25 protein-coding genes are annotated in these 23,121 nt (G+C 73.0%); 14 read left to right on the forward strand and 11 right to left on the reverse strand.

The window, feature by feature from the left end; translation table 11 throughout:
- Positions 1–93 precede the first annotated feature (93 nt).
- Positions 94–957 (reverse strand): aminoglycoside phosphotransferase family protein, encoded by an 864-nt coding sequence (locus tag AB0H12_RS00850; protein WP_499619822.1) that lies wholly within the window; start codon positions 955–957, stop codon positions 94–96.
- A complete protein-coding gene (locus AB0H12_RS00855) occupies positions 954–1,283 on the reverse strand; it encodes an STAS domain-containing protein (RefSeq protein ID WP_499619823.1) in 330 nt (109 codons plus the stop codon). The genes AB0H12_RS00850 and AB0H12_RS00855 overlap by 4 nt, the downstream gene beginning before the upstream one ends.
- 169 nt (positions 1,284–1,452) lie before the next feature.
- Here AB0H12_RS00855 and AB0H12_RS00860 point away from each other — a divergent pair, with 169 nt between their 5' ends.
- Positions 1,453–1,839, forward strand: coding sequence for an ATP-binding protein (locus tag AB0H12_RS00860; RefSeq protein WP_499619824.1), 387 nt, complete (start codon positions 1,453–1,455; stop codon positions 1,837–1,839).
- Positions 1,840–1,985: 146 nt separating this feature from the next.
- Positions 1,986–2,222 (forward strand): hypothetical protein, encoded by a 237-nt coding sequence (locus AB0H12_RS00865; RefSeq protein ID WP_499619825.1) that lies wholly within the window; start codon positions 1,986–1,988, stop codon positions 2,220–2,222.
- A 55-nt stretch (positions 2,223–2,277) separates the two neighbouring features.
- Here AB0H12_RS00865 and AB0H12_RS00870 read toward each other — a convergent pair whose 3' ends face one another.
- Together AB0H12_RS00870 and AB0H12_RS00875 are read right to left on the reverse strand one after the other, a co-directional pair.
- A complete protein-coding gene (locus tag AB0H12_RS00870; RefSeq protein WP_230569698.1) occupies positions 2,278–2,478 on the reverse strand; it encodes an antitoxin in 201 nt (66 codons plus the stop codon).
- A gap of 206 nt (positions 2,479–2,684) precedes the next feature.
- Entirely contained in the window at positions 2,685–2,996 is a 312-nt protein-coding gene (locus AB0H12_RS00875; RefSeq protein ID WP_499619826.1) for a hypothetical protein, read from the reverse strand.
- 349 nt (positions 2,997–3,345) lie between these two features.
- Between AB0H12_RS00875 and AB0H12_RS00880 the strand changes: the two genes are divergently transcribed.
- Genes AB0H12_RS00880 through cutA form a run of 3 tightly spaced genes read left to right on the forward strand, consistent with a single transcriptional unit; the run spans position 3,346 to position 5,569 of the window.
- Positions 3,346–4,176: a peptidoglycan-binding domain-containing protein gene (locus tag AB0H12_RS00880; protein ID WP_499619828.1), complete on the forward strand. Its 831-nt coding sequence runs from the start codon at positions 3,346–3,348 to the stop codon at positions 4,174–4,176.
- A 42-nt stretch (positions 4,177–4,218) separates the two neighbouring features.
- A complete protein-coding gene (locus AB0H12_RS00885; RefSeq protein ID WP_499619829.1) occupies positions 4,219–5,190 on the forward strand; it encodes a pirin family protein in 972 nt (323 codons plus the stop codon).
- Positions 5,191–5,242: 52 nt separating this feature from the next.
- Positions 5,243–5,569, forward strand: a complete 327-nt coding sequence (gene cutA / locus AB0H12_RS00890; RefSeq protein ID WP_499619830.1) for a divalent-cation tolerance protein CutA — start codon at positions 5,243–5,245, stop codon at positions 5,567–5,569.
- Here the strand turns inward: cutA and AB0H12_RS00895 are convergent.
- Complete coding sequence (locus tag AB0H12_RS00895; protein ID WP_499619831.1) at positions 5,553–6,818, reverse strand: helix-turn-helix domain-containing protein; 1,266 nt, start codon at positions 6,816–6,818, stop codon at positions 5,553–5,555. The genes cutA and AB0H12_RS00895 overlap by 17 nt on opposite strands.
- Before the next feature lie 252 nt (positions 6,819–7,070).
- Here AB0H12_RS00895 and AB0H12_RS00900 point away from each other — a divergent pair, with 252 nt between their 5' ends.
- The gene (locus AB0H12_RS00900; RefSeq protein WP_499619832.1) at positions 7,071–7,538 is read left to right on the forward strand and encodes a bifunctional DNA primase/polymerase; all 468 of its coding nucleotides are present in this window, start codon (positions 7,071–7,073) and stop codon (positions 7,536–7,538) included.
- Positions 7,535–7,876 carry a hypothetical protein gene (locus AB0H12_RS00905; RefSeq protein WP_499619833.1) on the forward strand — a complete coding sequence of 114 codons (342 nt, stop codon included), beginning with the start codon at positions 7,535–7,537 and terminating at the stop codon, positions 7,874–7,876. The genes AB0H12_RS00900 and AB0H12_RS00905 overlap by 4 nt, the downstream gene beginning before the upstream one ends.
- 81 nt (positions 7,877–7,957) lie before the next feature.
- On the opposite strand, the gene AB0H12_RS00910 is transcribed toward AB0H12_RS00905, so the two are convergent.
- Both AB0H12_RS00910 and AB0H12_RS00915 read right to left on the reverse strand, forming a co-directional pair.
- Positions 7,958–8,851, reverse strand: a complete 894-nt coding sequence (locus AB0H12_RS00910) for an aminoglycoside phosphotransferase family protein (RefSeq protein WP_499619835.1) — start codon at positions 8,849–8,851, stop codon at positions 7,958–7,960.
- The gene (locus tag AB0H12_RS00915) at positions 8,848–9,180 is read right to left on the reverse strand and encodes a YnfA family protein (RefSeq protein ID WP_499619837.1); all 333 of its coding nucleotides are present in this window, start codon (positions 9,178–9,180) and stop codon (positions 8,848–8,850) included. The genes AB0H12_RS00910 and AB0H12_RS00915 overlap by 4 nt, the downstream gene beginning before the upstream one ends.
- 97 nt (positions 9,181–9,277) lie before the next feature.
- Between AB0H12_RS00915 and AB0H12_RS00920 the strand changes: the two genes are divergently transcribed.
- From AB0H12_RS00920 to AB0H12_RS00935, 4 genes are read left to right on the forward strand one after another with little or no spacing between them, the layout of a single operon-like run.
- Positions 9,278–10,087 carry a class I SAM-dependent methyltransferase gene (locus AB0H12_RS00920; protein ID WP_499619838.1) on the forward strand — a complete coding sequence of 270 codons (810 nt, stop codon included), beginning with the start codon at positions 9,278–9,280 and terminating at the stop codon, positions 10,085–10,087.
- A gap of 2 nt (positions 10,088–10,089) precedes the next feature.
- On the forward strand, positions 10,090–10,488 hold the full coding sequence (locus tag AB0H12_RS00925; protein ID WP_499619839.1) for a hypothetical protein: 399 nt from the start codon (positions 10,090–10,092) through the stop codon (positions 10,486–10,488).
- Positions 10,470–10,706 (forward strand): hypothetical protein, encoded by a 237-nt coding sequence (locus AB0H12_RS00930; protein WP_499619840.1) that lies wholly within the window; start codon positions 10,470–10,472, stop codon positions 10,704–10,706. Before AB0H12_RS00925 ends, AB0H12_RS00930 begins: the two co-directional genes overlap by 19 nt.
- On the forward strand, positions 10,675–11,295 hold the full coding sequence (locus tag AB0H12_RS00935) for a TetR/AcrR family transcriptional regulator (RefSeq protein ID WP_499619841.1): 621 nt from the start codon (positions 10,675–10,677) through the stop codon (positions 11,293–11,295). Before AB0H12_RS00930 ends, AB0H12_RS00935 begins: the two co-directional genes overlap by 32 nt.
- Here the strand turns inward: AB0H12_RS00935 and AB0H12_RS00940 are convergent.
- Positions 11,282–12,223 (reverse strand): hypothetical protein, encoded by a 942-nt coding sequence (locus tag AB0H12_RS00940; RefSeq protein WP_499619842.1) that lies wholly within the window; start codon positions 12,221–12,223, stop codon positions 11,282–11,284. The two genes, AB0H12_RS00935 and AB0H12_RS00940, sit on opposite strands and share 14 nt — an antisense overlap.
- Positions 12,220–12,621, reverse strand: a complete 402-nt coding sequence (locus tag AB0H12_RS00945; RefSeq protein WP_499619843.1) for a hypothetical protein — start codon at positions 12,619–12,621, stop codon at positions 12,220–12,222. The genes AB0H12_RS00940 and AB0H12_RS00945 overlap by 4 nt, the downstream gene beginning before the upstream one ends.
- 64 nt (positions 12,622–12,685) lie before the next feature.
- Between AB0H12_RS00945 and AB0H12_RS00950 the strand changes: the two genes are divergently transcribed.
- The gene (locus tag AB0H12_RS00950; protein ID WP_499619844.1) at positions 12,686–16,645 is read left to right on the forward strand and encodes a CHAT domain-containing protein; all 3,960 of its coding nucleotides are present in this window, start codon (positions 12,686–12,688) and stop codon (positions 16,643–16,645) included.
- Between the two features lie 40 nt (positions 16,646–16,685).
- Here the strand turns inward: AB0H12_RS00950 and AB0H12_RS00955 are convergent, their stop codons facing one another.
- Positions 16,686–16,820 (reverse strand): hypothetical protein, encoded by a 135-nt coding sequence (locus AB0H12_RS00955; protein WP_499619845.1) that lies wholly within the window; start codon positions 16,818–16,820, stop codon positions 16,686–16,688.
- 8 nt (positions 16,821–16,828) lie between these two features.
- Between AB0H12_RS00955 and AB0H12_RS00960 the strand changes: the two genes are divergently transcribed.
- Positions 16,829–19,072, forward strand: a complete 2,244-nt coding sequence (locus AB0H12_RS00960) for a tetratricopeptide repeat protein (RefSeq protein ID WP_499619846.1) — start codon at positions 16,829–16,831, stop codon at positions 19,070–19,072.
- Between the two features lie 458 nt (positions 19,073–19,530).
- Entirely contained in the window at positions 19,531–21,813 is a 2,283-nt protein-coding gene (locus AB0H12_RS00965) for an ATP-binding protein (RefSeq protein WP_499619847.1), read from the forward strand.
- A gap of 236 nt (positions 21,814–22,049) precedes the next feature.
- Here AB0H12_RS00965 and AB0H12_RS00970 read toward each other — a convergent pair whose 3' ends face one another.
- Entirely contained in the window at positions 22,050–23,120 is a 1,071-nt protein-coding gene (locus AB0H12_RS00970; protein WP_499619848.1) for an acetate/propionate family kinase, read from the reverse strand.
- Position 23,121: the final 1 nt, after the last annotated feature.

Genomic DNA, 23,121 nt, shown 5'->3' on the forward strand with positions numbered 1-23,121 from the left:
GCGGCTCGATGCGTGGTTTCGGGTCCGTGGTGGGGTGGTCGGGTGTGAGGTCTCGGGGCCCGACGGGGAGTTCCGGGGGTTCGGGGTCGAGGGTCAGGTCAGGGCGGTGATCAGGCGGTGGCAGCGGATGGGGTCTTCGGTCAGACCCGCGTCCAGGCCCCACAGCCAGTAGTCGATGGCGCGGAAGACGACCCAGTTCCGGGCTTGGTCGCGGTTCAGGCTGGCGGCGTCGACGACGATGTCCAGGTGTTCGGTGATCGCGGTGCGGTCGGGCATGTCGTCGAGCCTGGTCCAGAGGACCCTGGCCAGGTCGTAGGCGATGTCGCCGCGCAGGAGGATCGGGTCGACGGTCAGCCAGGGCTCGCGGGTTCCGGCCAGGACCTGTGCCGAGTGCAGGTCGCCGTTGACCGCGAGCGTGGACGTGGTGGTGACGAGGGTTTCCACCGCCTTCTCCCCCGCGCGGAGGATGGCGCGGTCGAAGGGCTTGCCCTGGCGCAACCAGTCGGATTCCAGGCTGTCGGCGCGGGCGAGGGCCAGGTCGGCCGTCGAACGGGCGGTCGGCGGGGCCGGCACGGCCAGTCGTCGGGCCATCACGCCCAGTACCGCCATCGCCTCCTCGGACGGGAGGTTCAGGGCGCTGTGGTGCAGGTCCAGGCGTTCCAGGAGCATGGCGCCGGCGCTCGGGTCGGCGTCGACGAGGTGGACGGTGCCCCGTCCCCGCCAGAAGCGCAGGGCCTCGATGTGCGCCGTCACGTCCTCGCTCGGCGCGTTCATGCGCAGCACGAGCGGTGTGCTCTCGCGGGTCACCGGGATGACCAGGGCGTGCGAACCGTGCCTCACCTGGCCGTCCGGGCGCAGGTTCCAGGCCGCCAAGCGGTGCTCGATGGCGGCGGGGAGGTTGGCCAGCCAGTCCTCGTCGCGTGGTATCGGCGAGTTGCGGAAGGTCTCGGGGATCACGTGGTCGTCGTGGCCGATTCGACGGTGTCGTGGATGTGCATGACCTCGGTCAACTCGGTCAGCCGGAACAGCTTGTGCACGGAGGGCTGCATCGACGCCATCCGGAACTCCCCGCCCGCGCCGTCCAGTCTGCGGTGCCAGTCGAGCATCAGGGACAGTCCCGTCGTGTCCATGAACGGCACCCCGCTCAGGTCCACCACGACGTTGGCGCCCGTGCTCTCTTCGAGGCGGTCGGACAGCACGGGGACGGTGTCCGCGTCCAGTTCGCCCGACACCGCGACGACCGTCCAGTCGCCCCGCACCTCACTGCGCACCTGCAACTCCATGGTGCACGAGCCTAGCCACCGGATGGGCCCTGTGCCGATACCGCGTCCCGGCGGACTGGTCACCGCCGTGCCGCCGGACGTCGCCAGGACGCCAGTCGGCGCGACCGCCCGGTGCCGCGCCCGGTGGATGTGCGACGATGCGGTGACGGCCGATCAACGGGGAGCGGATGTGCGCAACGAGCCAGCAGCGCCGGTGGCCGTGACGCTGCCCGCGTCAGCGGGTTCATCGGCGCGGGCCCGTCAGGTGGTGGGCGACGCGGCGGCGGCCTGGGGGTTGTCGGAGGATGCCGGCGACGACGCCGCCTTGGTGGTGACCGAACTGGTGTCCAACGCCGTGGACCACGCGATCGGACCAGTGGGCCTGACCGTCTCGCGGACGGAGTCCGGGCTCCGGATCGAGGTGGCCGACCGGTCGTCCGCGCTGCCCCAGCCAAGACCCGTGCAGGTCGACTCCGCACGGGGGCGCGGGCTGATCATCGTGGCGGCGCTGAGCCGGGCGTGGGGCACGGACCCGACCGCCGACGGCAAGGTCGTGTGGGCCGAGCTCGACGGCTGAAGGACCGTGCTCGTCCCTCTGTCGGGTGACGGCCGAACGGGGACGACCAGCGCGGTGACCCGCAGGGGCACGGCACTTCTCGGGGGCCCCGCGTTCAGGGCGTGGAAAACGGGTATCCCCGGTGCGCCGACTAGTGAGGAGGTCATGTGTCCACCACGACCGAAACCGGTCAGGTGACCGGAACGCAGGACAAGGACTACAACATCATCTGGTTCGTCGAGGCGTGCCTGAGCAACGCGCTGCGGCTGGAGAGCTACATCGCCGACGCCGAGCGCGCGGGCGACCGCGAGCTGGCGGACTTCTTCCGCCGCGCCCAGGGCGAGAGCCGCAAGGGCGCGGAGCAGGGCAAGGCGCTGCTCGCCTCGCGCCTCACGCGGTCCTGACCACGCACGGAAGGGCCGCCCTCGATCGAGAGGGCGGCCCTTGGTCGTCTTCGGGCTACTGTCCTTCGCGGAATCGGTCCAGGCCTTCCTTGGCCTTGTCCGTCCCCTTCTGGATGTGCTCGGAGTGCTCACCGCCGGTGCGTTCGTCGACGAACTGACCGGCCTTGTCGAGGCCCTCGTCGGCCTTGTCGCCGTGCTGGCCGAGAGCGTCCTTGGCCTTGCCCTTGAGGTCGTCGAACTTGTCGCCAATGCCCATCTGCGCTCGAACCTCCTCCGGGTGTCCCTCGTGGACACACCACAAGTGGGCTACCGCCGTAGTCGGCCGTTGATGCGTTCGAGCCGACAACTCACCCGGTCGAGTTAGGTCGATGGTCGACGAGCCCTGCGGGGTCCGCACGCCGCGTCGAATCGTCCGCGGACTGCCGCCGAAGAAGCCCGCGACCGTCCACTTGCGACACTTGCCTAGTCGCGCGCTCCCGCTTGGTAGGAAGCGACCGGCGCGTCCTGGTACGGGTACTCGGGCACGCGGTGCTCGGCCGTGCGCTGGTCCTGCGCCCGCTCGTTGCGGGTGCGCACCGGCGCGTCGTCCGCGGGCGGGTCGGGCAGGCCGAGCATCAGCAGCAGCTCGCGGCAGTCGTTCGCGTCGACCGAGTTGTCGGCGACGGTGCGTGCGGCCTGGTTGCGCTGCACGGTCTCGGCCCTGTCGGCCGCGGCCCTCGCGTCGGCGAAACCGACCGCGGCACCCTGTGATCGACCAGGTCTGGTCTGCGTCATGACGACCCCGCCTCCCCTGCCGGCAGGGCCGCGCCACGCGTGGGGAAAGCGTGGTGGATCGGACCGGCGCGCCTGCGGGCCTTAGGGGTAGATGATGTGAACGGATGGTCCGGCGACAAGCCGGTGCTCCCGTCCCCGGCCCTGGGATGCGGCCGGACTGGATCGGGGACCGCGCCGACCGAGTGCCGACAGCTCGTGCCCCAACCCGCCGAACTCTACTCCACGACCCTCGGCGGACGAAGCGCGGCACCGAATCGTCAACATCCAACCAACTACGACGAGGTGTTGCCAAGAACCGCCCGTTCACGCTTGACTGGCTGCGCTTCGTCGGAGTCGACCGGAGGTGGACGTGGTCAACGTCAGAGTCGCGGTGGTCGGTGCGCTGATCGGGTTGGTCGGCCTGGCGGTGCCCGCCACCGCCGCGCCCCAGGCCGTCGCACTGCCCGTGGTCGACATGGAGTCCGTGCTCAAGGCCGCGCAGATCGACCCGCGCCGGGCCGACTCGGCGATCACGCCGGGCAGCGGCGACAGCGTGCGACTGGTGGAACGGGCGCTCGCCGCGAAGGGGCACCTCGCCTCGACGTACGTGGACGGGCACTTCGGCACCCGGACGATCGACGCCTACGCGGCCTACCAGCGCTCGCTCGGCTACACCGGGCTCGACGCGTCCGGCATGCCCGGACCGACGTCGCTGCGGCTGCTCGGCGAGACGACCTACACCGTCACCCGCGTGGTGTCGGCGGGCAGCCGCGTGACCTACCACAGCGCGCTGATGAACACCCGCACGAAGGCGATGCTGGTCGAAGCGGAACGGCTGCTCGGCCGGACGCTCGGCATCACCCAGGGCTCGTACAACCCGGGCGGCGTGCCCGGCTCGGCGGGCACCCACGACGGCGGCGGCGCGCTGGACATCTCGGTGTCGGGCATGACCGCGACGACCCGCACGAACGTGGCCAGGGTGTTGCGCCAGGTCGGGTTCGCCGCGTGGATCCGGACACCCGCGCAGGGCTTCGACTACCACATCCACGCGATCGCGCTGGGCGACCCGGACCTGTCCACCGGCGCGCGGAACCAGGCAGGCGACTACTACCTCGGCTTCAACGGGCTGGCCAACCGCGGACCGGACGACGGGCCTGCGGTGAGCCCGAAGCGGACGTGGGAGGAGTACCAGCGCCTCTGAGCGCCTCTAAGATGGCCTGATGGCCGTCCGAACGGGGTCGCGATGAGCAACGTGGAGACCCACCCGTCCGAGTTGATCTGCGAGAGCGCGTCCGGCGTCGCGGCGGTCGAGGTCCTCGACCCCCGCGACGTGCCGCTGGGCGGGCCGCGGGCGATGACCGTGCGGCGGACGTTGCCGCAGCGGTCGCGGTCCATGATCGGCGCGTGGTGCTTCGCCGACCACTACGGGCCCGACGACGTGTCGGTCAGCGGCGGGATGGACGTCGCGCCGCACCCGCACACCGGCCTCCAGACCGCGAGCTGGCTGTTCAGCGGCGAGATCGAGCACCGCGACAGCCTCGGCGTGCACGCGCTGGTGCGGCCGGGCGAGCTGAACCTGATGACCGCCGGGCACGGCATCTGCCACTCCGAGGTGTCGACGCCGGAGACGACCGTGCTGCACGGCGTGCAGCTGTGGATCGCGCTGCCCGACGCCCACCGGGACGCACCGCGCGACTTCCAGCACTACGTGCCCGAGGCGGTGGCGTTGGACGGTGCTTCGGCCAGGGTGTTCCTCGGCACGGTCGCGGGTCGGACGTCGCCGGTGCGCACGTTCACGCCGTTGCTGGGCGCGGAACTCGTGCTCGAACCCGGCGCGCGGGTGGCTCTCGACGTGGACCCGGCGTTCGAGCACGGCGTGCTCGTCGACATCGGCGCGGTGGAGCTCGGCGGCACGGCGCTGGCGAGCGGCGCGCTCGGTTACGTCGGACCGGGCGAGTCGGTGCTGCACCTGGCCAACGTCACCGAGGCCTCGGCCCGGGTGGTCCTGCTCGGCGGCGAGCCGCTGGGCGAGGACCTGGTGATGTGGTGGAACTTCGTGGGCCGGTCCCACGAGGAAATCGTGCGGTACCGCGACCAGTGGCAGGCCGAGTCGGAGCGCTTCGGCCGGGTCGAGGGCTACCCGGGCGACCGCCTCCCCGCCCCACCACTGCCGATGGGCCGCCTCCGCCCGCGCGGCAACCCACCACCGGCCTGACGTTCCCGGCGCCTGCGCACCGGGAGACGGGCAACCACCTAGCCTGACGGTCATGACGGAGTTCCTCCAGGTGACCACGACAGCCGCCGACCGCGTCACCGCCACGAACCTGGCGCGCTCCGCCGTCGCCGCTCGCCTGGCAGCGAGCGCACAGGTGTCCGGCCCGGTGCTGTCGTTCTTCTGGCACCTGGGAGAACAGGGCGAGGGTGAAGAGTGGCAGGTGGTGCTGAAGACCACGGCCGAGCGCTACCCGGAGTTGGAGGCGCACCTGCGGCGTGAACACCCGTGGGACAACCCGGAGGTGACTGCCCTACCGCTGGCCGCGGCCTCCGAGGACTACCTCGCCTGGCTGCGCCGGACGGTCAGCGCTGCGCGGTAGCCAGGAGCCCCGCGGCCTCGATGACGGTGGACACAACCGGCAGCGAGCGGTGCGGCTTCAACCGCCGCACGACCTTCTCGATCTTCTCGGCCGGCCGCACAGACCCCACTCCGCCTGCCAATCGCACCGCGTGCTCGGTGACCGTCGCGGCCTGTTCCACCTCCCCCGCATCGAGGTAGGCGTGGGCGAGCGACGTCAGGTAGATGGCCTTGTCACGCGCATGGGTGTCGCCGTAGCGGCTGAGCACGTCCTCCAAAATGGGTACGGCGCGAAGAGGTCGCCGGAGCTGCGTCCAACACCGTCCGGCCATGATTCGGATCTCGTCGTCGTCCACCCAGAAGACCCAATCGGGTTCGGGGCGGTCATCACGCCGGCGGACGACCTCTGCCGCTTCAGCCAGGGCACGGTCGGCCGCGTCGCCCTGACCGGCGACCGCGTGCGTCCAAGCCATGCGGTCCAGCAACAACGCTCGCACCTTCGGCGTGGCGTGCCGCACCGCGATGGCACACGCGGCTGCCGCCGTCTCGACGTCCGGCTTGCCGACGGTCACCCGTTGATAAGCAAGGCACGCGAGGGCGTTGCCGGCCAGTGCGGAGTCGTCGGCTTCCTTGGCCGCCGCGAAGCTGGTCAGGTAGTGCTGCTTCGCCACATCGTGCAGCCCGGCGTCGAAAGCCGCCCACCCGGCAAGTTGCGCTTGCTCGGCGATGACCGCCGTACCCGCCTTCCGGACCGCGGCCGTACAGCCGGCTTCGCGCATCAGCTTCGTGGTTGCTGCCAGCTCAGTGGCATAAAGATGAGCGGTGTCGGCGCCACCGAGGTAGTCGTCCAGGCGCCGGAGTCTGGCAGTGCGTGCCAGCATTGCCTGCACGTCGCTCATGCCCAGCCGGGAGCCCACTGCCGGCTGCGCGACGCTCGGCAGGGTCACGGCCAATCCGGCCATCGCTCCAAGGAATATTCGCCGCTGCACGTCATCCCCTCCGTGGTGCTCTCGCTGATCGAGCCGACGCTTGGCCTCGGCAGCCGCAACCGCTCGCTTCACAATGTCCACGGGAATACCGAAGCTGTCGGCGTAATGCTGTTGCCAGTACGGCGTCAGCATGCGCTTTTCAGCCTCCCAGCGAGACACCTCATTGCGAGTGACCGCACGACCGGCACGTCCGGACAGCACATCGGCTTGCTCGCTCTGTGAGCGCCCAGCGCCGGCGCGGAGCCGGCGCAGCAGCTCCCCGATGCTCGTCGGCTCGTGCATAGGATCATCCTGACGGGCGAGCAGGCGGGACGTCACCATTGTGGCCCCTGTTTCTGGTCACTCCCCGCCATATGGCCCCCTTCCGGGGCGACTCCGCCCAAACGGTCTAACGCCCACCCTTGTTACAGGGATCAGCGCCGGAGATGACCAAGGGCGTATCGCTACCGGCGTTACTCCTCACCTCCTGTGCAGCGATTGCGTCCTACTTTCGGCGCTGGTTGCTTCCACACAACGGCATCGAGAAGGGCACCCATGTCGACCACGACAACACAAACCGAACAACTCACCGCAGCACTGGACTACGCGGCGCTGGGGTGGCCGGTCGTACCTGGCGCTGTCTGGTGTGACGGGCACTTCGCCGACCCGGTGGACGAACGGCAGGTCACCAGTCCCTGCTTGCGGCCGATCGAGGAAGCAACGACTGACGCCGCGTTGGTGCGCGAGTGGTGGTCGACGCCTGGCCTGCACATACCGAACGTTCTTACCGTGACCGGCACGGAGGCTGGCGCCTTCGCGGTCGCCGAGTCCCTGACGATGACGCTGGCCGACAATCCCTGGTTCGCGGCCTTCCCGACGCCGGTGTTGGCCTTCCCCACCATGCCACTCGCCTACTTCCTCGTCCGACCGCCCATGCCGTCGGTACTGCTGAGCCGTGAGGCACACGTCATGGAGGCCGGGATGCATGCCCCCACCTACAGCGTCGAGAGGAAGAGCGCGTGAACGAGTTGGACGAGCCCAGCCCCGACATGGTGGCGCAGCCGCTGTGGACCAAGGACCAGTTCACCAACCTCCTGCACCTGATCGCCAAGGAGCAGGCCCCGCGGCTGTTCGCGATCGTGGAGGAGTACGGCGAATGGGAAGACAGCCGGGTCGCGGGCTACGGCCTGGCGTACTCAGACCGCGTCGACGTCAACTCGGTGGAAGGCGACTTCCACCTGAACTCTCAGAGCCCCGAGCGAGCTCGGCAGGTTTTCGAGCTTTCTGCTCGGTCTCGCGGGGTGCGGACCCACCTGGTGTGGCTGGCCGGCGCGCCGGAGGGCACCGGAGAAGTGGGCTGAACGGGGCCTGCGGGCGGCGACCAGACCTCCGGTCGCCGCCCGCGGCTGTCTTGGCACGCATCGCGACTCGACGATGGCCGATCAGGTTCGGCCGAGCAGGGCGGTGGCGATGGCGACCTGGACCGGGTTCAGCGCGGTCTCGCCGTCCTCCACGTCCCACAGCGAGTTCTGCAGCACCCGACCCAGCGTCCACGCCGCCGCACGGTCGCGGTCGAGGTCCAGGGTGGACGTCAGCAGGTCGAAGCGGCGCAGCACCGCTCGCGGCACGTCACCCGTGGCGACCACGGCGTCCCAGCGGTTGTCCAGGGCGGGCAGCAGGTCGAAGCCCGGATCGCCGGCCAACGGCTCCGGGTCGATCGCCAGCCACGGCTCGCGTTCGCCCGCCAGCACGTTGTCGTAGTGCAGGTCCCAGTGCAGCAGCCGGTCGCCCGCCTCACCCGCCACCTCGGCCACGGCGGACGCGCAGGTCCGCACCAGGTCCCGGTCGGCCGCCGAACGCAGCGCCGGCACGGCGCCCGGCGCCTGGTCCAGCATGGCGCGCGCGAGGTCGGCCAGCCGCCGCACGCCCGGCGGCGCGGGCACCGCGACCAGTCGGGCCAGCAGGTCGGCGAGGACCCGCAGGGCGACCACGTCGTCCACCGAGGACAGCGGACGGCTCGCGTCCAGCCGTTCCAGCAGCATGGCGCCCGGCTCGTCGGCGAGCAGCCGGACCACGCCGTCGCCGTCCCACGTGCGCAGGCCGATCGGCGCGGCGGCGTTCCCCTCGGTGACGGGCTGGAGCTTGAGCACGGCGGGCGTGCCGTCCGCGCGCACGACCGGCAGCACGAGCGACGCCATGCCGCTGCCGACCGACCCGTCCGGCCGCAACTCCCACCGGTCGAGGAAGTCGCCGACCTGGCCGGGCAGCGCGGCGAGCCACGCCCGTCCCCACTCGGTGCGGTGGTACGACGCCGTCAGCGCCTCCGGGACCCTCACGGGCGCGGCGCGTACATGATCACGACCACGCCGACCAGGCAGATCACCGCGCCGGCGTAGTCCCACCGGTCGGGCCGGAACTTGTCCACCACCACGCCCCAGGCCAGCGACCCGGCCACGAACACCCCGCCGTACGCGGCCAGGATGCGGCCGAAGTGCGCGTCGGGCTGCAACGTCGCCACGAACCCGTACAGGCCGAGCGCCGCCACGCCCGCGCCGATCCACAGCAGGCCGCGGTGCTCGCGCACGCCCTGCCACACCAGCCACGCGCCACCGATCTCGGCCAACGCGGCCAGCACGAACAACAGCAACGAGCGGACCACGGTCATGGCGGCGACGATAGCCGGCGTCCCGCTCTTGACAACACCGGGTTCCGTTGTGAACAGTTGTTCATGAACACACGTTCACTACCGGGGGGGCAGCACCGTGCCGAAGATCGTCAACACCCACCAGGCCGAGGCGTGGAACGGGTACGAAGGCAAGCACTGGGCCGAGAACCAGGACCGCTACGACGCCGTGAACGCCGGCTTCAACGACGTGCTGATCACCGCGGCCGACCTCTCGCCCGACGACCGGGTGCTCGACATCGGCTGCGGCAACGGCCGGATCAGTTGGCTCATCGCGCCCCACGTCGCGCACGTCACCGGCGTCGACCTGTCCGGGCCGATGCTGGCCCGCGCGCGGATGACGACCGTGGGCGCGCCGAACGTGACGTTCGCGCAGGGTGACGCGCAGGTCTTCCCGTTCCCGCCGCACGCGTTCGACGTGGTGGTCAGCCGGTTCGGGATCATGTTCTTCGCCGACCCGGTCGCCGCGTTCGCCAACATCCGCGGCGCGCTGCGGCCCGGCGGGCGGCTGGCGTTCCTGTCGATGCGCGACCTCGGCGACCTGGCCGAGGTGTTCGCGGCGTTCGGCGGCTCACCGATGTCCACGTCCACCGAGACCGGACCGCTGTCGCTGTCCGACCCGGCCGTGATCGACCGGGTGCTGACCGGCGCGGGCTTCACCGACGTGACCGCCGAAGCGGTGGAGGCGGACCAGGTGTGGGGCCGCGACGTCGCCGACGCGACGGAGTTCCTCATGGGCTGGGGCCCGGTGCGGTTCGCCCTGCGCGGCGCCTCACCGTCCACTGTGGACGGCATCCGGGCCTCCGTCGCCGCCGCGCTGGCACCGCACGCCGACGGTGACGCGGTGCGGCTGCGCGGCACGGCCCGGCTCGTCATCGCGAGGGCCTGACCGTGGCCAGGGTCGTGATCCTCGGCGGTTACGGCGCGGTGGGTCGGGGAGGCGGCGGCCGTGACGTCGAGATCGGCGTGCTGCTGGGCGGTGGGGAGCGGCACGGCGCGGCGGCGGTCGCGTGGACGCTCGACGGGCTCGCCGACCTGGGCCCGTCCTGGCGGGTGGAGTTCCCCGCGCCCTACGGCACGCGCACCGTGCACGGGTTCCCGTTCTCCGACCAGCGCACGTTGCCGGACACGCTCGACGTGGACCGGGTGCGCACGGGGCTGTGCCCCGACTCCCGGCTGACGACCGCGCTGCTGCCCGCCGCCGCGCGGTTCGCGCACCGGCTGGGCCGCTGGCGAAGGCGCGCGTCGGCGGCGACGGATTTGCGGTCGCGGTGTCGGCGGGCGGGGTGACGTGCGCGTTCAGCGGGAGGCGGCAGAGCCGCGCCACCGGTGTCGTCGCGGCGCTGCTCGTCGACCTGCTGCCCGCCCTGCCTCACGGCGTGTGGCACGTGGACCAGGTCGTCGACCCGGAGGCGTTCCTGAGCGAAGCCGCGGCCCACGGCTTCGACCTCCACCTACCGCATACGATGCACGGCGATGGCACCGCGACGAGCAGCAGCACTGCGTGACGGCGACGTGAGCCTGCGCGACCACCTGATCGCCGCGGCCACGCGCCTCATCGCCGAACGCGGCACCGCCGGGCTCACGGTCCGCGACATCGCCCGCGCGGCCGATGTCGCGGTCGGCGTGCTCTACAACCACTTCGCGGACAAGGAGGAACTGCTCGCGCTGGCCCTGCACGAGCACGTCCGCGAGGTGGAGCGGCGCATCGGCCGGCCGGACACCGACGGCACGCTGGCGGAGAACCTGCACGCCTTCGTGACGCACGCGCTGGCCGTGCACGCGGCGTTCCTGCCCGCGTTCGCCGGGCTGATCGGCCAACCCGAGGTGTTCGCCCGGTTCGACGCCCTGCCCAACCCGATGGCCGACGGACGCGGCCTGCACACCGCCCTGGTCGACTACCTGCGCACCGAACGGGACCGCGGCCGGATCTCCCCGGACACGGACCTGCGCGCCGTGGCCACGCTCGTCGTCGGCGCGTGCCACGAACTGGTCCTCCCCCGCGTCTACCGGGGCCTGACCGAGCCGGTGGACGTGCCGGCGGACCACGTCTACGCCCTCGTCGCCACCGTCCTGAACGGCATCACGCCGCGCTAGGCGGGTCGTCGCCGTGGTCGTACTCGTCCGGGAGTTGGACGCCTTGCCGCCACTGCAGGCACAAGCCCCCGGCCAGGCGCTGTTCGTCCGCCCTCGTCCGGGGCAGCGGCAGGTGCAGGGCGGTCAGCAGGGCGAACCGCCCCAGGTCGAAGGCCACGACGAGCGCCTCGCCGTACGCGACCGCGGCGCGCACCGCGCCGGCGTAGGCGAGCCACCCGACGCCCAACGGGGCCAGGGCCAGCAGCCACCACCACCCGCTGCGGGCCAGCAGGGCGGCGGACGCGACCGCGGTGACCGCGCCGGTCAACGCGAGCCGGGCGGTGCCGTCGAGGCTGTCGCGCCGGGCGTCCACGACGGCCCGCACCTGGTCGGTCAGCACGGGGTACAGGCGCGGCCACGCGACGACGGCGTCCCAGCCGTAGTTCGCGCCCGCCCGTTGTTCGGCGGCGGCCAGCACGTTGCCGAGGGTCGTGGCGCGCACGTGCTCCTCGTCGGGGTAGCGCCGTTCGAGCTGTGTGCCCGCGAGGCCGGCGGCGAGGACCTGGGCCGGGGTCGGTTCGGCGTCGCCGGGCAGCTCGGCCCTCTTCTCGAGCCTGCCGCGCCGCCACCGCTGCACCACCCGCAGCAGGCGGTCCAGCGGCGTGAGCAGCCGCGGCCAGTACCCCTCCAGCAGCCGCACCATCGTCAGCTGCAACGGCATCAGCGCCACGGCGAGCAGCGCCAACGCCACCGCCAGGCCGATGGCCTCGCCCGCGCCGAGCCCGGCGGCGGTCTTCCACGCGCGCGACCACGTCAGCGGACCGGGCGCGCCCGCCCAGACCAGCAGGAGCAGGAACACCGCCGCCGCGAGCGAAGGCAGGTAGCTCACGACGACGAAGCGCGGCGAGAACCCCTCGCCCGCCGGTTTGGCCAGACCGGCGAGCGTCACGGCGCGGCCTCCATCGGACCGTGACCGTTCGGGCAGCCCGGCGCGCCGTACATGCCGACGTGCACGCGGTAGGCCGTGGTCTCGCACGTCCCGCAGGCGAAGCGCAGCAACGTGTACCGCGTGGACTCGCCGGGCAGGGTCGCGCCGTCGCCCTCGCCCAGCCCGCGCAGGGCCGATCGCCCCAGCCGGCCCAGGTGTTCCCGGGTGGTCACGCCGACCTCGCCGTCCGCGACGCGCAGCACCAGCGCCGGCACGGCGGCGTCCGCGGCGAAGACGGTCGCGGCGGCACGGGCGGCGTCCACCGGCCCCGTCCCGGCCGGCAGGTCCAGGCACGGCGCGCCCGAGCGCGTGGCGCCGGGGTCGACGAGCACTCGGTAGAGCCACGGCTGACCGGTCATGGACCGGGACGATACCGGCAGTAACGAGCGGTCAGCGGCGTGCGACCCCATTCAGGGAGGACGTGTGGACATCGAGCAACTGATCGAGTCGATCTTCCGGCGGGTCGACGCCTTCCTCGACGACGGGGACGCGGACCCGGTCCTGGCGCCCGAGGCGATCGAGGAAGCGGGCGCGCTCCCGGACGTGGGGGACGCGGACGCACTCGCGGCCGTGGCGTGGTTGTGCTGGTGCCGGTACTTCGCCGGCGATCCCGGCGCCGACGTCGTGTCCGCCTACCTGGACCGGTTCCTCGCGGTGCGGGCGGAGCACCCCGACGCGTTGCCGGACCACCTGGTGGCCGCGCTCGACCTGCTGGACGGCGGCGACCCCGGCGGCGACGAGTTCGACCCGCACTTCCTCCACAGCCTGGGTGGCGCCTTCTCCCGCCGGTTCGACGCGACCGAGGACCGGCTCGACCTCGATCGCGCGGTGGCGGCGATGACGGCGGCCGTCGCGAGGCTGCCCGCGGGCGACGAGTTCCACGGCGCGGTGCTGTGCCAACTCGGGGCGTTCCTGACCCGGCGAGGTCGACGGGACGCGCCCGGCAGCCCGGACCACGCCGAAGCCGAACGGGTGCTCACCGCTTCCCTCGCGGTGGCGCGACCGGAGTGGCGCTACCGGCCGGTGGCGTTGATGAACCTGGTCAACCTGCGGGCCGTGCGGTACGAGACGAGCCCCGGTCCCGAGTCCGCCCGCCTGCTGATCGAGGAGATGTCGCGGGCGTTGCGCGAACTCGACCCGGGCGACGAGATCCGGGCGCTCACCGCGGGCCTGGCCGCCGACCTGCTCGTCGACCTGGGCGACCACGTGCGGCTGGAGGAGCCGGACACCGCGATCGCCCTGTACCGCCTCGGGGTCGAGGCCACGCGGCCCGGTCAGCCGCTGCACGTCCACGCACTGGGCGAACTGGGCGGCGCGCTCACCTTCCGCGGCGGCAACGGCGCCGCGACCGCCGACTTCGACGAGGCGATCGAGGTGCTGCGACGCGCCGCGGACCTCGCCGAAGGGCCGCTGCTCGCCCTGGCGCACACCAGGTTGTGCCTCGCCCACCTGGGCCGGTTCGAACGGCTCGAAGACCCGCGTGACATCGCGGACGGCATCGCGGCGGGGCGTGCCGCCCTCGGTCCGGCGCGCGGCGAGCGGATGTTGGCCGACTTCTGCGTGACGAACCTGGCGAGCGTGCTCATCTCGGCGCACGACTCCGGCGTGGTGGCCGGCGCGCTGGCCGAGGCCATCGAGTTGCTGCTGACCGCGGTGGACACCGATGACGCGAACGTGCGCGCCAGGGCGCGGTTGATGCTCGGCAACGCCTACCGGAAGTCGTTCAGCCAGACGAGCGACGCGGCGACCCTCGACGAGGCGATCCGCCGGCACCGGTCGTCGATCGAGACGTTCCCGCCGGACCAGTTCGGGTACGCCGACCACCTCAACAGCCTCGCCGCCGCGCTCATGGAGCGGGCGCGGCGGTTCGGCGGCGACGAGGACCTGGACGAAGCGATCGAGCTGTTCACCGCGGCCGCGGCCCGCATGCCGCAATGGCATCCCGAGCGCTTGATGTACCTGGCCAACCTCGTGCAGGCGCACCTCTTCCGCCACGACCGGCACGGCGACCCGGAGTCCGCCGCGCGGGCGTCGGCCATCGCCCGCGAGATCACCGGCGCCGAGGTGCCCGCGGGGATGGCGGCCACCCAGCTCGGCGCGATCGGGAGCGCGCTGATCACCGCCTACGACTTCGGCGGCTCCCCCGCCGACCTCGACGAGGCGGTCGCGGTGATGCGGCGCTGCGTCGCGGTCACGTCCGGCCGGGGTCCGGCGGCGCTGAACCAGCTCGGCAGCGCGTTGATCCGCCGGCACGAGCGGACGGGCGCCGTGGCCGACGTCGTGGAGGCGGTCGAGTCCCACCGCGCCGCGCTGGCGTCGGTCGCCACGACGGACTCGCGCCGGGGTGAGTACCTGACCAACCTGTGCAACGCGTTGGAGCAGCTCTACCACGTCACCGGCGACCTCGGACACCTGGACGAGGCCGTGCGCGCCGGCGCCGAGTCGACCGCCGCGGACGTGGGGTCGCCCACGCGCGTCTCGTCCCTGACGAACCTCTCGAAGGCCGCCGCGACGCGCTACCACGTCCGGCGCGACCCGACCGACCTCGACCTCGCCGTCGAGGCGCAACGCGAGGCGCTGGCGCTCGTCGGGCCGGACAACCCGCGGCGGGTGCGCTACCTGTCGAACCTCGGTGGCTCGCTCGCCGACCGCTTCCTGGTCACCGGAGAGGCAGGCGACCTGGACGAGGCCGTCGCCCTGCTGCGGGAGTGCGCCGAGCGCACGACGGCGGGCGACACCAGGCACGCGACGCACCTGCACAACCTCGGCCTCGTGCTGGTCCGCAGGCACCGGGCCGGGCACGACCCGGCCGACCTCGCGGAGGCCGTCGGCGCGCTGTCGGCGGCGGCCTCGGGCACGTCGCCCGCGATCGTGCGGGTGCAGGCGGCGCGGTTGTGGGCCGTGTCGGTCGCCGAGCACGACGTCGCGGCATCGCTGGCGGGCTACGAGCAGGCCGTGGCGTTGTTCCCGGTGCTCGCGTGGCACGGCCTGCACCGCGAGGACCGGGAACGGCAACTGCTCGACCTCGTGGGCGTCGCCTCCGACGCCGCCGCGACCGCGCTGGCGGCCGGTCGGCCGGAGCGCGCCGTCGAACTGCTGGAGCAAGGCCGATCCGTGCTCTGGTCGCAACTGCTGGACCTGCGCACGGACTTCCTCGCGCTCCGAGGTGTGCGCCCGGACCTCGCGCGGCGGCTGGAGGAGCTGCGCGACGGCCTGGAGGAGCCTCCGGCGAAGGACGACCTCGATCCCACGCCCGTCGCGCTCGACCACCGCATGGCGCTCGCCCGTCAGTGGGACGAGACCGTCGCCGAGGTCCGCGGGCTCCCGGGGCTGGCCGACTTCCTGCGGCCCCGGCCGTGCGCCGAACTGCTGGGGGCCGCGGCCGACGGGCCGATCGTGATCGTCAACGTGAGCGCGCTGCGCTGCGACGCCCTCGTCATGACGCCCGACGGGGTCGACGTGGTGCCGCTGCCGGGCCTGACGGCGCACGACGCCTCGGAACGCGCGGACGAACTGGCCGCCGCGGCGCACGCCGCGCACGACCTCGCCGGTGTCGTCGCGCACAACGCGGTGCTGAGCGACGTGCTGGCGTGGCTGTGGCAGGCGGTGGCCGAGCCCGTGCTCGCGCACGTCGGCGCGGCGCCCCGGCTGTGGTGGTGCCCGACCGGGGCCCTGACCCGGCTGCCGCTGCACGCCGCGGGCATCCCCGGCACACCGGCGTCCGTGCCCGACCTCACGGTGTCGTCGTACACGCCGACGGTCCGGGCGCTTTCCCTGGCGCGCGAGGGGAAACCGGCCGAGGGCGACGGTGTGCTCGTCGTCGCGGTCCCCGAGGTGCGGGGCGCCGTGCCGCTGGACGTCGAGCCGGAGGTCGCCGCGCTCGCCGAGCTGTCACCCGGTCGGTGCACCGTGCGCCGCTCCGCCGACGCGGTGCGCGACCGAGTGCTCGCCGACCTGCCGCGGCACGGCCACGCGCACTTCGCCTGCCACGGCGTCGTGGACCCGTCCCGGCCGTCGGCCTCGGGCCTCCTGCTGCACGACGAGCGGCTGACGGTCGCCGACGTGTCCCGGCTGCGGCTCGGCGCGGAGCTCGCCTACCTGTCGGCGTGCGACACCGCGAGCGGCGGCGACCTGCCCGACGAGTCGCTGCACCTGGGCGCGGGGCTCAACCTCGCCGGGTACCGGCACGTCGTGGCGACCCTGTGGCCGATCCACGACGCCACCGCCGGCGAGGTCGCCCGCGGCTTCTACGGGCACCTCGGCGCGTCGGCCGCACCCGACCGCGCCGCGTTCGCGTTGCACGAGGCCGTGCGGGACATGCGGGCCCGGGGCTGGGACACGCTGCCGACCAGCTGGGTGCCGTACGTGCACGTGGGGCCGTGACCTCATGTGCCCGGCAACTCCTCGCGGCTCACCGTGCCCCTCAGAGCGCCCACGTGCCGGCCGTGCACGCGGCGTTCCTGCCCGCGTCCGCCGGGCTGATCGCCGTGGCGACATCGCCGACACCGGTGTCGACCGTCTTGAACGACATCACACCGCACTTGATCGGCTGGTACACCTGACGACGTGACCGAAGTGCGCAACGTCGTCGCCGGGCACGTCGTCGGTGACGTCGTGCAGGTCGGTCACGCGACCGTGACCGCGCCGCAAGCACGACCGACGGCAGTCGCGGGACTGCCGCCGCTCGCCGTGTTCGTCGGCAGGGAGGCCGAGCTGTCCCGGCTGACCGCCGCGCTGCGCCCCGAGTCGACGGACCCGGTGCTCGTGTGGTCCGTTGGCGGGCTGCCCGGCGTGGGCAAGACGGCGCTGGCCGTCGCGGCGGCACATCGCGCGGTCGCCGCCGGCTGGTTCCCGGGCGGGGTCGTGATGGCCGACCTGCGCGGCTACGACCAGCGGGTAACGCCCTCGACCGCGTTGGCCGGGCTGCTGGGCGCGCTGGGCGTGGCGAGCGAACACATCCCGCAGGAGGAGGCGGACCGGGTCAGGCTGTGGCGTTCACTGCTCACCCGGCGCGAGCGGATGTTGGTGGTGGCGGACAACGTCTCCGGGGCCGACCAGGTCGTCCCGCTGCTGCCCGGCGACCCCCGGCACCGGGTGCTGATCACCAGCAGGCACCGGCTGGCCGGTCTCGATCGCACACGACTGTTCGACCTGGACGTCCTGGACGTGCCGGACGCGGTGCGGATGCTCGTCGAGGTACTGCTGATGAGCAACCCCGGCGACACCCGCACCGACGACCTCGCGGCCTGTGAACAAGTCGCGCGGCTGTGCGGCGGGCTGCCGTTGGCCGTGCGCGTGGCGGCGGCCCTGCTGGTCGCCGATCCAGAGCGGGCCATGACCGACCTGGCCGAAGCGCTGGCCGACGGCCACCAGCGGCTGCGCGAGCTCGACTACGACGACGATCTCGCCGTGCGCGCCGCGTTCGACCTGTCCTACGCGCATCTCGACCCCGACCAAGCCAGGTTGCTCCGCCTCACCGCTCTCGACCCCGGACCCGACGTCGCCCTCGACACCATTGCCGCGATCGCCGACACCGACCGCGCCACCGCGGCGCGGCTGATCCGGCGGTTGCGGGCGGCGCACCTGGTGCAGCCCGGCAGGTCCGCGGGGCGTTGGCGGATGCACGACCTGGTCAGGCTGTACGTGCGGAACAAAGCCGCTGAGGACCCGGAACGTGACCGGGCGGTCGTCCGGCTGCTCGACCACTACCTGGCCGCAGTCCGGGCCACCACTGACCACCACGGCGAGGTGCGGGCGGGCACCGCGGCGGTGCGGGCGGTCGATGCCGAACGCGCCAAGCTGGTACCGGTGATCGAGCTGGCTCACGCCACCGGCCACTCCGCGCACGTGATCGGGATGGCGAGCGGTCTCGTCGAGTACTTCTCCCTGCACAAGCTCTGGAGCGAGTGGATCACCACCCATGAGCTGGCCTTGGCGGTCGCCCGGCGGACTGGTGACCGGGCAGGCGAGGCTCGACTGCTGCACGGACTCGGCGTCGGGCACGGCCAGCTGCTGCACACGGAACTCTCGATGCGCTACCTGCGCGACGCCATGTCCCTGGCCCGGCGACTGGGCGACCGGCGGTTGTTCGGCCGCTCGCTCAACCGGCTCGGCCAGCGCTTCCGCAACACGGGCCGATTGGAGTGGGCGATGGCCTGTCACCAATGGGCGACCGCGCTCTTCCACGAGGCGGGCGACGCGCACTCGTACTTCAAGGCGCTGCACGACATGGCGGTCGTCCACCGGCGTCGGCGCGAGCTCGACCAGGCTGTCGCACTGCACCTGGAATGCCTGTCCCTGGCCCGCGAGCACCGGTGGCCGCTGATCGAGGGACGGGTGCTGGACCACCTCGGCATCGCCTACCGGGAGATGAACCTCGTAGCCGAGGCGATCGAGTGCCACCAGCGCAACCTGCGAATCGTCGCGGACATGGCCGACCGCCACGGCTACGCGCGGACCATGGCGAACCTCGCCGTCACCTACCGGGTGGCCGGCCGACCGGCCGAAGCGGTGGACTGCCACCTGGAGGCGTTGCGGACGTTCCGTGACTTCGGCGCGGTCCACGCGGTGGGCAGCGTGCTGAAGGACCTGGGCATCACCTACCGGCGACTCGGCCGGGACGACGAGGCGGCGCGGTGCTGGACCGAGGCGCTCGCGATCTTCGAGGCGTTGCCCGCGGAGACCGCCGCGCCGGTCGCGGAGCGCACCCGACAGCACCTGGCCGAGCTCACCGCCGTGGATCCGACTCCTCCGGCGGCCAGTCGTCGTCGGCCTGCTCTTGGACCTCCGCACCCACCAGGGACCTCCTGAGCAACGGCCGCAGCGCTTCGGACAGCGCCTCGACGGGGACGGCGGCGAGGTCCCGCAGCGGCACGGCCGTCACGTCGGGGATCTTCACCTCTATGTCGTCGCGACGATCGGACACGGCGACCTCCAGGCTCGGCACCCCATCATGGCAGTCGACGCCGCGGTCGGGCAGTCCGTCGGCAACACCACCGTGAGCCACCTCACCCGTCCGACCGCGTCGCGTTCGTCGACGCGGTCGGACGCCCCCCTCAGACACCCGCCGCAGGGTGTCGTCGACGGGCCGGCGACCCCGGGTCCCCCTAGAGCACCGGGTCGGGCGGTCCGTCTTGGTCAACGGTGGCGGACCGGCGCGCGGCGGCGCGAGTGGAACGGGACGCTGGGACACCGCGGATCCGTTGACCTGCGAGGACGTGGACCGGTGGGACGGCCTGTGGGACGCTGGGCGATCGAGGGGGCGGGGAATGTCGTTATCGGGGCACGTGGACGCGTTCGCGCGCGCGCTCGCCGAGCTGAAGCGGCGCAGCGGGCGCAGCTACCGGACGCTGGGCGAGCGCACCGGGCTGAGCAGCTCCGGGCTGCACCGCTTCTGCCAGGGCCTCGCCGTGCCGGAGCACTTCGAGGTGGTGGCCAGGATCGCGCGGGCCTGCGGCGCGACCAAGGCCGAGCTGGTCGAGCTGCACCGGCTGTGGGCGATGGCGACGTCGGACAGCGCGGGCGCCCACGACGAGCCGGTGGCCCGGCAGCTGCCCGCTCCCCCGGCCAGGTTCGCCGGGCGGGAGCGGGAGTTGGCGCACGTCACGGCCGCGCTCGCGGCGCAGCCCGCCGCCGTGGTGATCTCGGCCATCAGCGGGGCCGGTGGCATCGGCAAGACGTGGTTGGCGTTGCACTGGGCGCACCGCAACCTGCACCTGTTCCCGGACGGTCAGCTGCACGTCGACCTGCGCGGTTTCGACCCCACCGGCTCGCCGGTGCCACCGGAGGCGGCCGTGCGCGGCTTCCTGGAGGCCATGGGCGTCGCGCCGGCCACCATCCCCACCGACCCGCAGGCGCAGGCCGGCCTGTACCGCAGCGTGATCGCCGGTCGGCGCATGCTCGTGGTGCTCGACAACGCGCGTGACACGGCGCAGGTCGTGCCGCTGCTGCCGGGCAGCCCGACGTGCACGGTGCTGATCACCAGCCGCCGCCGGCTGACCCGCCTGGTCACCGCGCACGGCGCCCGCCAGGTCGACCTGGACGTGCTGCCGGAGGGCGAGGCGCGCAACCTGCTCGCCCGGCACCTCGGCGCGGACCGGCTGGCCGCCGACCCGCGCGCGGTGGACGACCTGGTCGCGTTCTGCGCGGGCCTGCCGCTGGCGCTGGGCATCGTGGCGGCCCGCGCGACGAGCCACCCCGAGTTCTCGCTGTCCGCCCTGGCCGACGAGCTGCGCGACCACACGGGCCGGTTGGACGCGCTCAACATCGACGACGCCGAGGCCAACCTGCGGGCCGTGTTCTCCTGGTCCTACCGGGCGTTGGCGGAGCGGACGGCCACCGCGTTCGGCCTGCTCGGCCTCGCGCCGGGACCGGACATCGGGCTGCCGGCCGCCGCGGCGCTGATCGGCACGTCCACCGCCGAGGCCCGGGTGCGGCTGCGCGACCTGGAGGCGGAGAGCCTGGTGCAGGAGCACTCGCCGGGCCGGTACCGGATGCACGACCTGGTGCGGCTGTACGCGGCCGAGCAGGCGGCGCGGGACCTGGCTGAGCCGGTGCGCCACGAGGCGACGACCCGGCTGCTCGACTTCTACCTGCACACCGCGTACTCCGGTGAACGCGTGCTCGACCCGTACCGGCCGCCGATCGTGATCGGCCGCCCGGTCACCGGCGTGGCGCCGCACCCGCTGCCCGACCTTGCCCGCGCGGTGACGTGGTTCGAGGTCGAGCACGCCAACCTGATGGAGGCGCAGCAGTTGGCCGCGCGGCACGGCAGGCACACGACGACGTGGCGGCTGGGCTGGGTGATGCACACGTTCCACTACCGGCAGCGGCACCGCCGGGACAACCTCGTCACGTGGCGCACCGCCGTCGCCGCCGTCGAGCACCTGGACGACCCGGGCGACCAGGCCCGCGCGCACCGGCGGCTCGGCGTGGCGCTGCTGGACGTCGGCGAGCACCGCGACGGGCTGGCGCACCTGCACCGGGCGCTCGAGGAGTTCCACCGGGCGGGCGACGTCGCGGGCCAGGCGCGCACGCACGAGGCGTTCGCCGCCGCGTGGGACCAGCAGGGCGACAGCGAACGCGGGTTGGCGCACGCCTACGAGGCGTTGGAGCTCTACCGGGGGCTGGACGACCGGACCCGTGAGGCGAACATGCTCAACTCCGTCGGCTGGTACCACGCGGCGCTCGGCGACCTGACCCGTGCGGCGGAGTACTGCACGGCGGCGTTGGCGCTGCACCGGCGGGTCGGCTACGTCGACGGTGAGGCGTACACGTTGAGCAGCCTGGGCCACATCGCCCACCGCACCGGCGACCACGCGCGGGCGGTCGACCACTTCCGCGCGGCGATCACCGTGCTGCGCAGCCTGAACGACCGCGGCGAGGAGGCGAGCACGCTGGACCTGCTGGCGCAGGCGCACTCCGCGTTGGGGCAGCACGACCAGGCGCGTGAGGCCTGGTCGCAGGCGCTGGAGCTGTACCACTCGCAACACCGCACCGCCGAGGTGCTGGTGGTCCGCTCGCGGCTGGCCGCGATCGACACCGTCGCCTGAGCACCCCGCGGGCCCTCGCTCCTCCAGTGTCCGGTCACCCGGCCGTCGCGGCATCACTCCGGGTGCGGGAGTCCGCGCCGGGTGATCCGCCTGACATCCCGGACCGAACACCCGTCGGCCGAGCGCCTGGCGGAACGGGACGACGCCTACGACCTGCTCCAGCACGCCCCGGGCCGGACCTTCGAGCAGTTGGACGCCGAAATCGCCGCTGAGGCACGGCGCATCGTGATCGGCGGTCAGCGGCTGAGCGCGCTTCGGGTGCCGTGCGCGATCTCCAGGTCTTCACGCGCGGTGACGACGAGGGTCCGGGCGCTCGCGCTCGGCCCGGTGATGTCGGTGTCACCGTCGGCTTGGTCGTTGCGCGCCGAGTCGACCGCCACCCCGAGGAACGCCAACCGCTCGGCGGCACGGCGGCGCACCGTGGCCGACTTCTCGCCGACACCGCCGGTGAACGCGAGGACGTCCAGACCGCCGAGCGCGGCGGCCATCGAGGCGATGCCGCCGACCAGCCGGTGCGTGTAGACGTCCAGCGCCAGCACGGCGTCCGGGTCGCCGTCGGCCGCCGCCGCGTCGATCTTTCGCATGTCGCCGGTGCCGGCCAGCGCGGTGAGCCCGGACTGCTCCTCCAACGCGGTCGCGACCTCGTGCGGGGTCAGCTCCTCGTGCTCCTCCAGCCACAGCACCAGACCGGGGTCGACCGTGCCCGACCTGGTCGCCATCACCAAGCCCTCCAACGGGGTGAAGCCCATGGTCGTGTCGACGGCGCGGCCGTCGGCGATCGCCGCCAGCGACGCGCCCGCGCCCAGGTGGCAGCTGACGAGCCGCAGGCCGGGCGACACGAGTTCGGCCACCCGGCGCGCGCAGTAGGCGTGGGACAGGCCGTGGAAGCCGTAGCGGCGGATCGCGTACCGGTCCCGCCACTCCCGGGGCACGGCGTACGTGGCCGCCGACGCGGGGATGGTGGTGTGGAACGCGGTGTCGAAGCACGCGACCGCCGGCACGTCCGGCAGCAGCCGGTGCACGGCGTCCAAGCCCGCCAACGACTTCGGCTGGTGCAGCGGCGCGAGCGAGGTCAGGTCGACCAGCGCCTGCCGCACCAGGTCGTCCAGCACGACGGGATCGGTGAACCGCGTGCCGCCGTGCACCACGCGGTGCCCGACGGCGTCCGGTGTCGGCCAGTCCTCCAGCACGTCGGCGAGCCGCTCCGGGTCCGGCTCGACGTCGGCGGTGCGCTCCACCTCGTCGTCGGCCGCCAGCAGCCGCAGCTTCAGGCTGGACGAGCCCGCGTTGACCACCAGGACCCGCACG

The organism is Actinosynnema sp. NPDC023794 (assembly GCF_040639675.1).
GTDB lineage: Bacteria > Actinomycetota > Actinomycetes > Mycobacteriales > Pseudonocardiaceae > Actinosynnema > Actinosynnema luteola.

What these genes read in the sequence shown, in the direction of transcription:
- AB0H12_RS00855 (WP_499619823.1), bottom strand. Translation starts at nt 1,283, where the DNA reads ATGGAGTTGCAGGTGCGCAGTGAGGTGCGGGGCGACTGGACGGTCGTC.
- AB0H12_RS00870 (WP_230569698.1), bottom strand. Translation starts at nt 2,478, where the DNA reads ATGGGCATTGGCGACAAGTTCGACGACCTCAAGGGCAAGGCCAAGGAC.
- AB0H12_RS00875 (WP_499619826.1), bottom strand. Translation starts at nt 2,996, where the DNA reads ATGACGCAGACCAGACCTGGTCGATCACAGGGTGCCGCGGTCGGTTTC.
- AB0H12_RS00885 (WP_499619829.1), top strand. Translation starts at nt 4,219, where the DNA reads ATGAGCAACGTGGAGACCCACCCGTCCGAGTTGATCTGCGAGAGCGCG.
- cutA (WP_499619830.1), top strand. Translation starts at nt 5,243, where the DNA reads ATGACGGAGTTCCTCCAGGTGACCACGACAGCCGCCGACCGCGTCACC.
- AB0H12_RS00895 (WP_499619831.1), bottom strand. Translation starts at nt 6,818, where the DNA reads ATGCACGAGCCGACGAGCATCGGGGAGCTGCTGCGCCGGCTCCGCGCC.
- AB0H12_RS00900 (WP_499619832.1), top strand. Translation starts at nt 7,071, where the DNA reads ATGTCGACCACGACAACACAAACCGAACAACTCACCGCAGCACTGGAC.
- AB0H12_RS00915 (WP_499619837.1), bottom strand. Translation starts at nt 9,180, where the DNA reads ATGACCGTGGTCCGCTCGTTGCTGTTGTTCGTGCTGGCCGCGTTGGCC.
- AB0H12_RS00935 (WP_499619841.1), top strand. Translation starts at nt 10,675, where the DNA reads ATGGCACCGCGACGAGCAGCAGCACTGCGTGACGGCGACGTGAGCCTG.
- AB0H12_RS00945 (WP_499619843.1), bottom strand. Translation starts at nt 12,621, where the DNA reads ATGACCGGTCAGCCGTGGCTCTACCGAGTGCTCGTCGACCCCGGCGCC.
- AB0H12_RS00965 (WP_499619847.1), top strand. Translation starts at nt 19,531, where the DNA reads ATGTCGTTATCGGGGCACGTGGACGCGTTCGCGCGCGCGCTCGCCGAG.